15 protein-coding genes and 1 tRNA gene are annotated in these 14,589 nt (G+C 70.1%); 14 read left to right on the plus strand and 2 right to left on the minus strand.

Annotation, left to right across the window (positions count from 1 at the left end; translation table 11 throughout):
- From VTA80_RS09060 to VTA80_RS09085, 6 genes are all read left to right on the plus strand, one after another.
- Nucleotides 1-681 (plus strand): response regulator transcription factor, encoded by a 681-nt coding sequence (locus VTA80_RS09060; protein WP_407345080.1) that lies wholly within the window; start codon nucleotides 1-3, stop codon nucleotides 679-681.
- A complete protein-coding gene (locus VTA80_RS09065; RefSeq protein ID WP_407345082.1) occupies nucleotides 678-1,676 on the plus strand; it encodes a sensor histidine kinase in 999 nt (332 codons plus the stop codon). The genes VTA80_RS09060 and VTA80_RS09065 overlap by 4 nt, the downstream gene beginning before the upstream one ends.
- Nucleotides 1,677-1,823: 147 nt before the next feature.
- A complete protein-coding gene (locus VTA80_RS09070) occupies nucleotides 1,824-2,039 on the plus strand; it encodes a hypothetical protein (RefSeq protein WP_407345083.1) in 216 nt (71 codons plus the stop codon).
- Nucleotides 2,033-2,572 (plus strand): DUF2127 domain-containing protein, encoded by a 540-nt coding sequence (locus VTA80_RS09075; protein ID WP_407345085.1) that lies wholly within the window; start codon nucleotides 2,033-2,035, stop codon nucleotides 2,570-2,572. The genes VTA80_RS09070 and VTA80_RS09075 overlap by 7 nt, the downstream gene beginning before the upstream one ends.
- Nucleotides 2,573-3,140: 568 nt before the next feature.
- Complete coding sequence (locus tag VTA80_RS09080; protein WP_407345087.1) at nucleotides 3,141-3,494, plus strand: hypothetical protein; 354 nt, start codon at nucleotides 3,141-3,143, stop codon at nucleotides 3,492-3,494.
- Between the two features lie 372 nt (nucleotides 3,495-3,866).
- A complete protein-coding gene (locus tag VTA80_RS09085; RefSeq protein WP_407345089.1) occupies nucleotides 3,867-4,100 on the plus strand; it encodes a helix-turn-helix domain-containing protein in 234 nt (77 codons plus the stop codon).
- Here the strand turns inward: VTA80_RS09085 and VTA80_RS09090 are convergent.
- Together VTA80_RS09090 and VTA80_RS09095 are read right to left on the minus strand one after the other, a co-directional pair.
- Nucleotides 4,097-5,398 carry a tyrosine-type recombinase/integrase gene (locus tag VTA80_RS09090; protein WP_407345091.1) on the minus strand — a complete coding sequence of 434 codons (1,302 nt, stop codon included), beginning with the start codon at nucleotides 5,396-5,398 and terminating at the stop codon, nucleotides 4,097-4,099. The genes VTA80_RS09085 and VTA80_RS09090 overlap by 4 nt on opposite strands.
- Nucleotides 5,399-5,504: 106 nt before the next feature.
- A tRNA-Leu gene (locus tag VTA80_RS09095) sits at nucleotides 5,505-5,587 on the minus strand.
- 234 nt (nucleotides 5,588-5,821) lie between these two features.
- Between VTA80_RS09095 and VTA80_RS09100 the strand changes: the two genes are divergently transcribed.
- Genes VTA80_RS09100 through pknB form a run of 8 tightly spaced genes read left to right on the plus strand, consistent with a single transcriptional unit; the run spans nucleotide 5,822 to nucleotide 14,561 of the window.
- Nucleotides 5,822-6,538, plus strand: coding sequence for an FhaA domain-containing protein (locus tag VTA80_RS09100; protein WP_407345093.1), 717 nt, complete (start codon nucleotides 5,822-5,824; stop codon nucleotides 6,536-6,538).
- 9 nt (nucleotides 6,539-6,547) lie between these two features.
- Nucleotides 6,548-7,054: an FHA domain-containing protein gene (locus VTA80_RS09105; protein WP_407345094.1), complete on the plus strand. Its 507-nt coding sequence runs from the start codon at nucleotides 6,548-6,550 to the stop codon at nucleotides 7,052-7,054.
- 16 nt (nucleotides 7,055-7,070) lie between these two features.
- Complete coding sequence (locus VTA80_RS09110) at nucleotides 7,071-8,396, plus strand: Stp1/IreP family PP2C-type Ser/Thr phosphatase (RefSeq protein WP_407345096.1); 1,326 nt, start codon at nucleotides 7,071-7,073, stop codon at nucleotides 8,394-8,396.
- Nucleotides 8,397-8,421: 25 nt separating this feature from the next.
- On the plus strand, nucleotides 8,422-9,849 hold the full coding sequence (locus tag VTA80_RS09115) for an FtsW/RodA/SpoVE family cell cycle protein (protein ID WP_407345098.1): 1,428 nt from the start codon (nucleotides 8,422-8,424) through the stop codon (nucleotides 9,847-9,849).
- Nucleotides 9,846-11,300 carry a peptidoglycan D,D-transpeptidase FtsI family protein gene (locus tag VTA80_RS09120; RefSeq protein ID WP_407345100.1) on the plus strand — a complete coding sequence of 485 codons (1,455 nt, stop codon included), beginning with the start codon at nucleotides 9,846-9,848 and terminating at the stop codon, nucleotides 11,298-11,300. The genes VTA80_RS09115 and VTA80_RS09120 overlap by 4 nt, the downstream gene beginning before the upstream one ends.
- Nucleotides 11,297-12,103: a protein kinase domain-containing protein gene (locus VTA80_RS09125; protein ID WP_407345102.1), complete on the plus strand. Its 807-nt coding sequence runs from the start codon at nucleotides 11,297-11,299 to the stop codon at nucleotides 12,101-12,103. Before VTA80_RS09120 ends, VTA80_RS09125 begins: the two co-directional genes overlap by 4 nt.
- Complete coding sequence (locus tag VTA80_RS09130) at nucleotides 12,100-12,582, plus strand: hypothetical protein (protein WP_407345104.1); 483 nt, start codon at nucleotides 12,100-12,102, stop codon at nucleotides 12,580-12,582. The genes VTA80_RS09125 and VTA80_RS09130 overlap by 4 nt, the downstream gene beginning before the upstream one ends.
- Nucleotides 12,582-14,561 carry a Stk1 family PASTA domain-containing Ser/Thr kinase gene (gene pknB / locus VTA80_RS09135; RefSeq protein WP_407345106.1) on the plus strand — a complete coding sequence of 660 codons (1,980 nt, stop codon included), beginning with the start codon at nucleotides 12,582-12,584 and terminating at the stop codon, nucleotides 14,559-14,561. Before VTA80_RS09130 ends, pknB begins: the two co-directional genes overlap by 1 nt.
- The last annotated feature ends 28 nt before the right edge of the window (nucleotides 14,562-14,589 follow it).

Consider the following 14,589-nt stretch of genomic DNA (forward strand, 5'->3'; position numbering starts at 1 on the left):
GTGAAGGTTCTGGTCGTCGAGGACGAGGTGCGCATCGCTGAGGTGGTGCGCGCCTCGTTGGCCGAAGCCGGCTACGCGGTGGACGTCGCCCACGACACCACCGCCGCGCTGTACGCATTCGACATCGAGACCTACGACCTGGTGATCCTGGACCTGCTGCTGCCCGGCCTGCCCGGCGGCGGCATGGACGTGTGCCGGCGCATGCGCGCCACGAACTCCGACGTGCCCATCTTGATGCTCACCGCACTGGACTCCCCCCGGCGCAAGGTCGACGGCCTGGACGCCGGCGCCGACGACTACCTCGTCAAACCGTTCCACCTCACCGAACTCCTCGCCCGCGTGCGCGCGCTGCTGCGGCGCGCCCCGCACGCCGACCCGCCCCTGCTCCACGCCCAAGGCGTCACCCTTGACCCCGCAACCCGCACCGCCGAACGCGCCGGCCACGCGATCGGTCTGACCGCCAAGGAGTACGCCGTGCTGGAGTACCTGTTGCGCAACGCCGGGACCGTGGTGACCACCAGTCAGCTCATCGACCACGCCTGGGACTCCAACTTCGAGGGCTACTCCAACGTCGTACCGACCTACATCCGCTACCTACGCGCCAAGCTCACCCAACCCGGACTGCCCGACGTCATCCAGACCCGCCGCGGCCACGGCTACCTGATCGCCGCCGACCAATGATCTTCACCCACGCGACCCGACGCCTGACGTTGACCTACACCCTCATCCAACTGCTGCTCCTCGGCGCGTTCGCCCTGGGCATTTACACGTTCGTGAGCCGCACCTTCGACTTCGACGCGATCGCCAGCGACGGCGAACCGGCGATCAACGCCGCCGAACGCGGCTTCGACACCCTGCGCACGGGACTGCTGTGGTGCTACGGCGCCCTGATGCTCATCGCACCCCTGACCGGATACCTGATGGCCCGCGCGACCCTGCGCCCGGTCAAGATCAGCTACGAAGCCCAGCAACGATTCGTCGACGATGCCTCCCACGAGTTCCGCACCCCGCTGGCCATCCTGCAGGGCGAGATCGAGCTCGCCCTGAGCCGGCAACGCACCCCAGCCGAGTACGAGCGCGTCCTGGGCGGGTCCCTCGATGTCGTCGAGGGCCTGACCAGCCTCACCGACGCGCTCCTGCTACTCGCGCGCGGCACCGCGACCGACCTCGCCGACACCTTCGAAGACGTCGACCTCGCCGAGATCGCTCGTACCTGCGCCGCCCAACGCACCCCCGACGGGCCTGCGCCCACCATCACCGTCGACGCCAGCGTCGGCGTCGGCGTCGGCGCCGTGATCGTGGGATCACCCGAGCTGATCAGCCGGGCGCTGCTCAACGTCCTGGACAACGCCCTGAAGTTCACCCCGCCCGACGAGACGATCACTGTCAGCGTCCGGGCTGATTCCTCCCGCGCCACCATCCAAGTCACCGACACCGGCACCGGCATGAGCGCCAACGCGATCAGCCACGCGTTCGACCGGTTCTGGCGCGGCGACAACGCACGCACCCAAGGCGGGCACGGACTCGGTTTGGCCCTGGTCCAGCAGATCTGCCTCGCGCACCAGGGCAAAGCAACCGTCGCCTCACGTGAAGGGCGCGGCACGACCCTCACCCTCACATTCCCGCTCGCTTCCAGCAGGTCCCGGCACACTGCGAGCACCGACCCTGCCCAATGATCTCGCACCCCAGGCAATCACCCGGCCATGGCCCGACGCCTCTTGGCTGTCGCTGGGTTGCGCGGGGTGTGGGCGGGAATGCTCGCCCGGACATGTCGCGCCCCGACTGGGCCCGCGTGATGGCGTTCCGCTGAGATGATCGGAGGCGTGACTGGCGCGCAGTTGCAAGACCGGCGGCTCGATGACTCGATGCTGATCAGCGATCGGACCCCGACCGACCATGACGTCGATCGGCTTCGCACGACCCGCTTCCTGACCCTCCTCAACACCCATGTGCCGGAAGGGTTCTTCAACCCCGAGGACAAGGACCAGGGCGCCGCAGTCTGGTCTGCGTCAGCTCAGCAGAAGGACGTGACGTGCTAGGTCGCGCACCCACCGAGAGGCCACTTGAGCCGTGGTTTCATCCCACCTCGCTCCTCGACAGGATCTTCGAAGGCGGCATCATCCTGAAAGGGATGTCCGGTGCATCAGAATTCGTGGCTGGCCTGCTTCTCCTACTCGCCAGCCCGGCAGCGATCAATGGCTTCCTTGCGTTCATCACCCAACGCGAGATTGCCGAAGACCCGCACGACAAGCTCGCGTCCTTCATTCTCCATTCGGCCGATCACTTCAACTCCGGCGCCAAGACCTACGCCGTCGCCTACCTCTGGGTCCATGCGGCAGTCAAGCTGATCGCCGTGATCGGCATCCTACGAAACCAGCTCTGGGCCTACCCGTTCTCCCTCATCACACTCGGCCTGCTGATGATCTTTCAGATCTACAGCATCGCGGTGAAGTTCTCGGCCGGGATGCTGCTGCTGACCGTGTTCGACGGGCTGATCCTTGGTCTGATCTGGCGCGAATACTCGAAGGTCAGAGATCGTCGGCAGCCACCCCTGGCGGCTGACCGCATCTGACTGCGACCAGTCGATGTCAGGCCGACGCGTGGCGCTGACACCTGTGTCTTCAGTTACTTTCACTAAATAGTCGTATCGCGGCATAGTTGGCGCCAAGTGCTGGGTCCGCCCGACCCGCGCGCTACCTGTCGCTTAGCGGCGAGTCTTCGGCGGCCTGCCCGACGGCGGCGATGACGCGCATGAGACGGGGCTCGGTGTTCCTGCGCGGAGTCGAGTACGCACGGTTGCCAGGACCACGGGTAACCCCGTTCTCGTGGGTTCGAATCCCATCGCGGCCGTGATCCATGACGGGGTAGAGGAACCCGTACCAGTTGAGGACGCTCTTGGGTGTTGGGCCTTCACCGTCCACACCGGCATCGTCGCCACCTCCATCCGCAGTGGTGCGAGACGACGCCCGTCGATCCAGGTGACCACCCAGGCGCCTTCGGCTTGCCTTCGGCCTTGAAGGAACTGTTCACCGAGCCACCCAATCGACCGCGTCATCCACAACCAGTCACCGTCGCCCCCGCACGTACGGCCGCGCGCCGCCCCATGGGAAGAGACCCAACCAGAGGAAGGGAGCAGGACGATGAACGAGCTGAAGGCCACCGGTCCGACGACCACGTGGATGCAGATCGTCGCGATCCTGTCGGCCGCAGCCAGCAGCCCGCAGACGAGAGGCGCGGTCGAGGCCGACCTGCTCTCCCTGGCCCTGGGCGCACGAATCGTCGCATCGAGGGCCCTTGCGCTGCTGCCCGTCGACGTCGACGGCGAGCTCGAAGACCTCGCCCTGGAACTCGGCGCGTCCTTGACTGTGGTTGACGCCATCCGGGCGGCCGGACGCGCCGTGCGCCGGCACCCAGTCGAGGCGTTCCCCGCCGGTGCCACCGCGGTGATCGCCGAACTCGACGACTTGGTCACCGAGGCCGAGGCCCACTCGTGACGGCGATGCCGGGCTCGAACGCCTCGGGACCGCCGGAGCCTGTCGGCGGGCGGACCGTCGGGGATCTGCTGCTGGACGCGGACATTGCCGCGCGCGAACTGCTGTGGGACGCACCGCCGGACACGGCCAAGGCGACGGCGCGTTCGTGGGGTGAGGTGGTCGACGAAAAGGGCGTATATCCAGTCCGGATCATTGAATCTGTGGACCACGGGCGGCGGGGAGCGAAAGACGGGCGTCTGCCTGCGTCGTCGGCTGCCCATACCCTGCCTCACCTGCCTGCCTCTGAGTCAGCACCCGCCCGCGTCACGAACCGAGTCCCGCTGCTCGCTGAGGCCGACCTGCCGGTGGTCCCCGTCCCGGGGCGTCCCTGGCATGGTCGTGCGCAGTGCGCTTCTTGGCGCCGAGGAGATGGCGCGCATCCTTGGTATCCCGATCACGACGGTCAAGAACTGGGTCAGGTCCGGGGAAGTCCCGTGCATCTGGCTCGGGAAGCACCCCAAGTTCACGCCAGGACACCTCGGCGAAATCATCCTCGCCGGTGAGCGACGTCCCGCGGCTTCCAGGGTGCCGACAACGAAGCGCAGCACCGCGCGGACGAAGCTTTAGGGCTCAACCGGTTTCCGGGCTGGGCGCCGATACGCGTCGACCACGTCGCGGGGCGGCGGCGTTCCGATGATGACTGTCGTCGCATCAAGCATCGCCTTCGCCATCGACCGTGCGGCGCCGGGGTCCGTCAGGTCGAGCAGCCCGCCGTAGATGTCGAACGTGATCTGGATGCTCGCATGCCCGAGCATCTCGGAGATCGCGTGAATCGGCACTCCCTCGGCAAGCGCCCACACAACAGTCGAGTGCCGCAGCATGTGGGGCCGGGCCGCTTTCGTTAGCCCGCACGCCTGCGCCCGCTTAACTGCGGGGGACCACCGGTGGTAGTGGAAGTCCGGGTACCGCCACGGGTGGTCGTGCTTGGTGCGGAACACGTACGCGTCAGGTGGCAGATCCTCCACTGCGACCCGGAGGCGATGGACGACGTCGCCACTCAGCACGACTGAGCGCGCCCGCTTCGACTTCGGTGGGCCGAGCTTCCAGCGCTTCGTCTCACCCTGGTCCGTGATGATCTTCGACTGATCATCTTTTCCGCGCTGCCGCCACGCTCGCACGATGCGCACGACGGCTTCGTCCGTACCTCGGAAGTCGATCACGTCCCGGCGCAGCGCCGACGCTTCGCCCCACCGGACGCCACTCGCGAGCATCACGTCTACCAGTAGATGGACGTCCGACTTCATGCAGGCCCGAAGCAGGCTCCACTCACCATGCGTGAAGAACCTCACCTGCCGGACCTCGGTGCCTGCATCAGGCTCGGGCAGGTCAGTCAATGTGCAGGGGTTGTCGGGGCGCAGCTTCATCCGGCCGCGGCCGTGGTCCATAACCGAGAACAGGAACCCATGCCAGTTGAGGACGCTCTTGGGTGCCCAGCCCTCATCGAGCATGTCGTCGACCCACTCCTCAACATGGGTGTCGTCGACGTCGACAAACGCGAGCTCGGCGAAACTCGGGCTCAGACGGTTTCGCCAGTAGCCCTCGTAGCGCTGAAGCTGGTCCGCCTGAAGCTTGCTGCGTCGCATGCGACGGCGGACCACCTCTAGATACGCCTCGTAGACGTCGGTTACGGTCACCACGGGCACCGGCTCGGGCTCGGGCTCGGCATCGACGAAGCCAACGCCCTTGACCCAACCCTCGGGCCAGTAGCCACCGGCGGCGTCGACGTCGTCGCAGAAACTCTGCGCGGTCGCCTCGAGACTGAACGTTTCACCGGCCCACGGGGCGCCTCGGCGGCCTCCCAAACGCCACTTGACCTGCCACGACGCGCCCCCATCGCCACGTCGTCGCTCGAGCGGTTTGGGCATCGCTGCTCCCCCTCACAGCCCGCTGTGATCCCACAGGTGATCCCACAGGGTAAAGCAAAGGGCCTCTGATCTGCCACCTTCGCAGTTCAGAGGCCCTTCACATTTGTGCGCGAGGGGGGACTTGAACCCCCACGCCCTTTCGGACACTGGCACCTGAAGCCAGCGCGTCTGCCATTCCGCCACTCGCGCGCGCCGGAGCACATTAACACGGGGTGACCGGGCACCTCGCATCACCGGTTCGAGGGCCTCACGGAAGCCCCACCGAAGCCCCCGAGAGCACGCCACGGGGCGCCGAGCGCCGAGATGAGCGTCAACCCTCACCTTCGATCGTTACGATCAGGGATGAATGGGCGCGCTCCCGTCATGCGGCGCTGCCCGGGATCCGGTCCCCACGGTCGCACGACGAGACGCAAGGAGGTGGTCATGGGCATCCTCGACAAGTTCGAGCAGGGCGTGGAACGCGCCGTCAACACCGCCTTCGCCAAGGCGTTCCGCAGCGAGGTCAAACCCGTCGAGCTCGCCAGTGCCCTGCGCCGTGAGGTCGACGACCGGGCCGCCGTCGTCGACCGCGAGCGCACCGTGGTCCCCAACGAGTTCACCATCGAGCTCTCCCCGGCCGACTACGAGCAGGTGGCCAGCTGGGGCGCCGAACCCCTGGCCGACGAGCTGGCGGCGAACGTCACCGAGCACGCCTCGACGCAGCGCTACGCGTTCGTCGGGCCTGTCACGGTCACCTTCGCCGAGCACGAAGACCTCGAGACCGGCCGGTTCCGGGTGCGCAGCGCCACCCTGCGTGGTGCCGTCGCACCGGCGACCGCGGCCGCGATCCCCAGCGCTCGCCACCCGCTGGTCGACATCGACGGCCAGCGCTACCTGCTCACGGGCCCGGTCACGGTGATCGGGCGCGGCTCCGAGGCCGACATCATCGTCGACGACCCGGGCGTCTCCCGGCGCCACCTGGAGATCCGCGTGACGCCCGACGGCGTGGTCGCCTCCGACCTCGGCTCGACCAACGGGCTGTTCGTCGAGGGGCACCAGGTGCCGGCCGCCACCCTCCTCGACGGCAACACCCTGACCATCGGGCGTACGCGCATCATGTTCTGGACCGGCCAGGACAGCGCGGCCGAGGACGACCAGTGACGCACCCGAATGAGTGAACTTGCGATCACCCTGCTCCGGCTCGGGTACCTCGTGCTGCTGTGGGTCTTCGTCCTGTCCACGATCGGCGTGCTGCGCCGCGATCTGTACGGCACCAAGATCACCCCCCGCGGCGGAGCCGCGAAGACGCGCCGCGGGTCCACCCCGACGCCCAGCGGCGGCACGGCCGCGCTCGCGCCGAACCCGCCCGCCGCCCGGCGGGACTCCGGACCGACCCGGCTCGTGGTGACCGAGGGTCCCCTGCGCGGCACGACCCTGCCACTGACGACCTCCGCGATCCTCATCGGCCGCGCCCCGTCCTGCACGCTCGTGCTCGACGACGACTACTCGTCGTCGCGGCACGCGCGGATCTTCCCGCAAGGGGCGCAGTGGTTCGTCGAGGACCTCGGGTCGACCAACGGCACCTTCCTCGACGCCGCCAAGGTGGAGCGGCCCACCCTCATCCCCCCGGGCGCCCACGTGCGCATCGGCCAGAGCGTCGTCGAGCTGCAGAAGTAAGGGCCGGATCAACACTGTGACCATCGCGCTGCGGTACGCCGCCCGCTCCGACGTCGGGCTGGTTCGTGCCAACAACCAGGACTCGGCCTATGCGGGCCCCCACCTGCTCGTCGTCGCGGACGGCATGGGCGGGCACGCGGGCGGCGACGTCGCCTCCTCGCTCGCCGTGGCCACGCTCGCCCCGCTCGACGACGAGGCCCACGGTCCGGACGACGCGCTCGAGCAGCTCGACCGCGCGCTGCACGCCGCGCAGGAGGAGCTCCTCGCCCGCGCGAGCCAGGACCCGGCGCTCGCCGGCCTCGGCACGACCGTCACCGCGCTGCTGCGCGCCGGCAGCAAGCTGGCGATGGCCCACATCGGCGACTCCCGCGCGTACCTGCTGCGCGACGGCGAGATGACCCAGGTCACCGCCGACCACACCTTCGTGCAGTACCTGGTCAACACCGGCAAGATCACCGCCGAGGAGGCGGAGCACCACCCCCAGCGCTCGGTCGTGATGCGCGTGCTCGGCGACTTCGACATGGAGATCGTGCCCGACCTGTCGGTCCGGGAGGCCCGTGCGGGCGACCGCTGGCTGCTCTGCTCGGACGGCCTGTCCGGCGTCGTGAGCGCCGACACGCTCGCCGACACGCTGCGCGGCCTCGCTGATGTCGACGAGTGCGCCGAGCGCCTCATCCAGCTCGCGCTGCGGGCCGGCGGTCCCGACAACATCACGGTCATCGTCGCCGACGTCGTCGACCTCGACACCCTGCCCGACGGCGCGGCCCCGGCCACGACGTCGACGATCGTCGGGTCGGCTGCCACCTCGCGCCACCGCCCGAGCTCGGCCGCGGACGGCCCGGCGGCGCGCGCCGCGACCCTCGCGCAGACCGTCCCGGCCCAGTCCGACGAGGCGACCGCCGCCGAGGACGACGCGGAGGACGACGACACCCGCCGCCATCGACGACGCCGGCGCCTCGCGGCCCTCGCCGGGGCCCTCGTGCTGGTCGCCGCGATCGGGTTCGCCGGGGTGTCGGCCTACCGCTGGACCCAGACGCAGTACTACGTCGGGGTGGCGGACGGCGACGTCGCGATCTTCCGCGGCATCCCGCAGACCCTCGGACCGCTCGTGCTCTCGACCGTGGTGGAGCGGACGACCGTGACCTCCGCCGAGCTGCCTGGCTATGTGCGTGCACGCCTTACCGAGACCATCCCCGCCACCTCGCTCGGCGATGCGCGCGAGCGCGTCACCCGGCTCTCCCGGGACGCCGCCGGGCCGACGACGCCCGAGTCGCCCAGCCCCGCTCCCACCCCCACGCCGACAGCCGCCGTCGTGCCTGCCGCCCCGGCGGTCACGGCCTGATGGCTGTGCGGAAGGTCGCCCGCTGATGGCGACGGTCACTCCCCATCGGGTGCGCCCCGGCCGCAGCGTCGAGCTGGGCCTGCTCGGCCTCGCCCTCTCGCTCGGCGTGGCCGCGTACGCGCTCGTCGGCCTGAACGTCACCGGTGCGCTGCCCGCGAACATCTGGGGCTACAGCGCAGGGATGATCGTGCTCGGGGTCGGGCTCCACATCGTGCTGCGCCTGCGCGCGCCGTATGCGGACCAGGTGATCCTGCCGGTGGCCATCGCGCTGAACGGCATCGGGCTCGCGATGATCTACCGGATCGACCTCGCGCACGCGGCCCGGGAGAACCCGACCTCGTTCGCGACGCGGCAGCTCGGCTGGACCGCGATCGGCATCATCCTTGCGGCCGTGGTGCTCGTCGTGCTCCGCGACCACCGCACGCTACGGCGGTACACCTACACGGCGATGGTCGTCGGTCTCGGACTCGTCCTGCTGCCGCTCGTGCCCGGGCTGGGCACCACGATCAACGGCGCGCGCATCTGGATCCACGTGGGCAGCCAGTCGCTTCAGCCCGCCGAGTTCGCGAAGATCGCCCTCGCGATCTTCTTCGCCGGATACCTCGTGACCAACCGGGACACGCTCGCGCTGGCCGGCAACAAGGTCCTCGGGATGCAGCTCCCGCGGGTCCGTGACCTCGGTCCGATCATCCTCGTGTGGGCCGTGTCGCTCGCGGTCCTGGTCCTCGAGCGCGACCTCGGCACGTCCCTGCTCTTCTTCGGCCTGTTCGTCGCGATGCTCTACCTCGCGACCGAGCGCAAGAGCTGGATCTTCCTGGGCCTGCTCCTCTTCCTCGGCGGAGCGGCCCTTGCTGCCACGACGTTCTCCCACGTCGGGGCCCGTTTCGACGCCTGGTTGAACGCGTTCGACAACGACGTCTTCACGCAGTCTCCGGGCGGGTCCGGGCAGCTGGTGCGCGGCCTGTACGGCATGGCCAGCGGCGGGCTCTTCGGTACCGGCTGGGGTGCGGGTCGCCCGGACCTCGTGCCGTACGCCGAGTCGGACTTCATCGTGGCCTCGCTCGGGGAGGAGCTCGGGCTCACCGGCCTGCTCGCCATCCTCGTGGCCTACCTCGTGCTGACCGAACGTGGCCTCCGGACCGCGATCGGCGTCCGGGACGGGTTCGGCAAGCTGCTCGCCGGCGGGCTCGCTTTCGTGGTGGCGTTCCAGTGCTTCGTCGTCGCCGGCGGGGTGACCCGACTGATCCCGCTGACCGGCCTGACGATGCCGTTCATGGCCTACGGCGGCTCGTCCCTGCTCGCCAACTGGGTCGTCGTCGCGCTCCTCCTGCGCATCTCGGACAGCGCGCGCCGCCCCGCCCCGCTCATCACCGGGTTCGTCCAGCCGCCGCCCACCCCGGCGGACCGGCAGGACACCCAGATGCTGACCGGACTGGGGGAGGATCGCGCGTGAACACCCCCCTGCGCCGGCTCGCGATCGTCGTCGTCGCGATGTTCGTGTCCCTCATGGCCGCGGCGACGTCGGTCCAGTTCGTCCAGGCCGCCAAGCTCAACGACGACCCCCGCAACGTGCGCACGCTGTACCGCGAGTTCAACAACTCGCGCGGGCCGATCATCATCGCGGGCGAGCAGGTCGCGTCCTCGACCAAGGTCGACGACGCGTTCAAGTACCAGCGCACCTACACCAACGGCCCGCTGTTCGCCCCGGTCACCGGCTTCTACTCGGTCGTCTACAGCCGCACGGGGATCGAGCGCGCCGAGAACGACGTCCTGACCGGTACCGCGGACTCGCTGTTCCTGTCCCGGGTCCAGGACCTGTTCACCGGCCGCCAGCCGCAGGGGTCGTCGGTCGAGCTGACGATCGACCCCGCCGTGCAGCAGGCCGCGTGGGACGCGCTGGGCGACCAGCGCGGCGCCGTGGTCGCGATCGACCCGGCAACCGGGGCGATCCTCGCCATGGTGTCCAAGCCGACGTTCGATCCGAACGTCCTCGCCGGGCACTCGACCTCGGCCGTCAACGAGGCCTACCGCGTGCTCAACGACGACCCGGCCGCGCCGCTGCTCAACCGGGCGATCAACGAGACCTATCCCCCGGGCTCCACGTTCAAGCTGATCGACGCGGCCGCCGCGCTCGAGGGCGGCATGACCCCGGAGACCCAGCTCGCCGCCCCGCTGACCCTGCCGCTGCCCGGCTCGAGCAAGTCCATCTCGAACTTCGGCGGCGAGTCGTGCGGCCCCGGCGCCACCGTCTCGCTCGCCGAGGCGCTGCGGGTCTCCTGCAACACCGCGTTCGCCCAGCTCGGGATGGACCTGGGGGCCGACACGCTGCGCAGCCAGGCCGAGGCGTTCGGCTTCGACGACCCGCTCCAGATCCCGCTCACGGTCACGCCCAGCCGGTTCCCCGCACCCCCCGGGCCGGACGCGGCTCAGACCGCACTGTCGGCCATCGGCCAGTACGACGTGCGCGCCACCCCGTTGCAGATGGCCCTCGTGTCGGCGGCGATCGCCAACGGCGGCAAGCAGATGGCGCCGTACCTCGTCCAGACGGTCCGTAACCCCGACCTCGAGGTCGTCGAGGAGGCGTCGCCGCGCGAGCTGCGCACGTCGGTCTCGGCAACGACGGCCGCCGCCCTGCGCGACATGATGATCGGCGTCGTCGAGAACGGGTCGGGCAAGAGCGCCAGGATCTCCGGCGTGCAGGTCGCCGGCAAGACCGGCACCGCCCAGACGACCACCGACGCGGCCCCGCACGCCTGGTTCACCGCGTTCGCCCCGGCCGACGCGCCGCGCGTCGCGGTCGCCGTCGTCGTCGAGAACGGCGGGAGCCTCGGCAACGAGGCGACAGGTGGTCAGGTCGCCGCGCCGATCGCGCGCGCCGTCATCGAGGCGGTGCTGGCCCGATGAAGCCCGTCACCGGCCTCGCCCTCGGCGAGCGCTACCGCCTCGACCACCGGATCGCCGTCGGCGGCATGGGCGAGGTCTGGTCGGCGCACGACGTCGCGCTCGCACGCGACGTGGCGGTCAAGGTGCTGCGCGACGAGTTCGCCGGCGACGCCGGCTTCCTCGAACGGTTCCGCACCGAGGCCCGCAACTCCGCGTCCCTGCAGCACCCGAACATCGCGGCGGTCTACGACTACGGCGAGCAGGACGGCTCCGCCTACCTCGTGATGGAGCTCGTGGTCGGTGAGCCGATGAGCGACCTGCTCGAGCGTCAGCCCGTTCTGTCGGCGCGGCAGCTGCTGCCGATCCTGGCCCAGACGGCGCGCGCGCTGCACGCGGCGCACGTCGCCGGCGTCGTGCACCGCGACGTGAAGCCCGGCAACATCCTGCTCGGGCACTCCGGGCGCGTGAAGATCACGGACTTCGGGGTGTCGCGCGCGGTGAACCAGGCGCCGATGACCGCGACCGGGATGGTCATGGGCACCGCCCAGTACCTCTCCCCCGAGCAGGCCGTGGGCCGCCCCGCGACCGCCGCCTCGGACCTGTACTCGCTCGGGATCATCGCCTACGAGGCGCTCGTCGGGCACCGCCCCTTCACCGGGCCGACGGCGGTCGACATCGCCGTGGCGCACGTCAACACCCCGGTCCCCCGCTGCCCGCCACGGTCGACCCGGGGCTCGCGGCCTTCGTCCTGCAGCTGCTGTCCAAGGAGCCGGCCGACCGGCCGCGGACGGCGAGCGCGGCCGCCCGGACGCTCGACGACATGATCGCCCGGACCCCGGCTCGCGGTGCGGGTCCCGCCGCGGTCGCGCCACCGTCGGTCCCGCCGTTGACCGTGCCTCCGTTGACCGTGCCTCCGTCGGCAGTGCCGCCGTCGGTCCCGCCGGTGTCGTTCGAACGCCCTGCACCCAGACCCACCGGGCCGCCGTCGTACCCGCCGCGGCGCGAGCTGCGCGACACCGGCGCCCTCCCGACCCGGACCTCGACGACGACCGGCCGCCGCATCGGATCCCTGACCTGGCCCCTCCTCGCGCTCGGGATCCTCGTGCTTGCACTGTTGGGGGCCGCGTTGGCCGATAGCCTGTGGGGGTCGGACCCGGGCGCGGCCGCCCCCGCGACTCACGCGACGAGCCCGCACGCCCAAGCCGGCGAACCCGGACCTGCACCAATCGGTGGGATGATCTCCCAACGCGCGCCAGCCGCTCTGACGGCCGGTGCGCTCTCAACGACAGCTAAGGACGCGTAGTGGCGGACGACGCACCCCGGATCCTCGCGAACCGTTACGAGGTCGGCGATCTCATCGGGCGTGGTGGCATGGCCGAGGTTCACATCGGTCACGACACCCGCCTCGGTCGAACCGTGGCGATCAAGATCCTGCGCTCCGACCTGGCGCGCGACCCGTCCTTCCAGGCCCGGTTCCGGCGTGAGGCCCAGGCCTCGGCCTCGCTCAACCACCCGTCGATCGTCGCGGTGTACGACACCGGCGAGGACCTCATCACGGACGCGAACGGCACCGTCTCGCACGCGCCGTTCATCGTGATGGAGTACGTCGAGGGCCACACGGTCCGCGACATCCTGCGCGACGGCCAGGCCGTGCCGATCGAGGAGGCCGTCGAGATCACGGCGGGCGTCCTCTCGGCGCTCGGCTACTCGCACCACGCCGGCATCGTGCACCGCGACATCAAGCCCGCGAACGTGATGCTCACACCGACCGGTGCCGTCAAGGTCATGGACTTCGGGATCGCCCGGGCCCTGGCCGACTCCGCCGCCACGATGACCCAGACCCAGGCCGTCATCGGCACCGCGCAGTACCTCTCCCCCGAGCAGGCGCGCGGCGAGCAGGTCGACGCCCGCAGCGACCTGTACTCCACCGGCTGCCTGCTGTTCGAACTCCTCACCGGCCGGCCCCCGTTCACGGGTGACTCGCCGGTCGCCGTCGCATACCAGCACGTCCGCGAGCCGGCCCCCGCGCCGAGCACGTTCGCGTCCGACGTGCCCGAGGCCCTCGACCGCATCACACTCAAGGCGCTCGCCAAGGAGCGCGACTCCCGGTACTCGACCGCCGCGGAGTTCCGCGCGGACCTCGAGGCTGCGATCCGTGGTGGGCACGTGTCCGCTCCGGCCGTGGGCGTGCTCGCCGCCGCCGCGATCGCGGAGTCCGCCGCCGCAGACCCGACCCAGATCCTCCCGCCGATGACGTCGCAGACCGCGATCGTTCCCCCCGGTTCCGGTTGGGCGCCGACCGAGGCGGGCAAGCACTCCGCACCGGTCGCCCCCGGCGAGGACGAGCCGGGGCCGCGCAAGTGGCTGCTCTGGACCCTCATCGCCATCGCGGTCGCCGCGGTGGCGGGCATCGCCTGGCTGCTGCTCTCGAACGGCGACAACGCCGACAAGGCAGACACCCAGGTCAAGGTGCCCAGCCTGACGGGCCAGACCTACGACGCCGCCTTGACGATCCTCACCGAGCTCGGGCTCAAGCCGGAGCGACAGGCGGAGCCGAGCGACACCGTGGAGGCCGACCTCGTGACGCACTCCGATCCGGCCGCCGACGCGATGGTCGCGCCCGGCTCGACCGTCAAGGTGTACGTCTCCACCGGACCCAACCAGGTCGCCGTGCCCGACGTCGTGGGTCTCACCCAGGATCAGGCCCGTGCGGCGATCACCGCCGCCGGGCTCGTCCCGGGCAACGTCCAGCGGGAGAACGTCCCGGTCGATGCCGACAAGGTCACCAAGACCGAACCGGTCGGCAAGACCCCGGTGGCCAAGGGAAGCACCGTGGCGATCTTCGTCGCCTCAGGTCAGGTCGACCTGCCCGATCTCACCGGCAAGACGAGGCAGGAGGCGACCGACATCCTCGCGTCGCTCAAGCTGAACTCGAGCACGAACCCGGTCGAGATCGCCGACAAGGCCCCCGACACCGTGCTCTCCCAGGACCGTTCAGGGCTGGTCGCCCAGGGCACCACTGTCACGCTGGACATCGCGGTGGCGCCGACGAACGTGGTCGTTCCGTCCGACCTCGTCGACAAGACCTACGCCGACGCGTCCGCCCAGCTGACCGCGCTCGGCCTGGTGCCGGCCAAGGTCCAGCGGACGAGCACGAAGGCCGTCGACGTGGTCCTGTACTCCGACCCGAACAAGGGCGCGACGGTGGCGATCGGCTCGACCGTGACGCTCAACGTGTCCGGGGGACCCACTTTCGTCGAACCGACGACGGCCGCCCCCTGACGCTGGTTCGGGACGCGGGTTCAGGGAC

Origin of the sequence: Pengzhenrongella phosphoraccumulans (assembly GCF_045689905.1) — a bacterium.
In the GTDB taxonomy this organism is placed as follows: domain Bacteria; phylum Actinomycetota; class Actinomycetes; order Actinomycetales; family Cellulomonadaceae; genus Pengzhenrongella; species Pengzhenrongella phosphoraccumulans.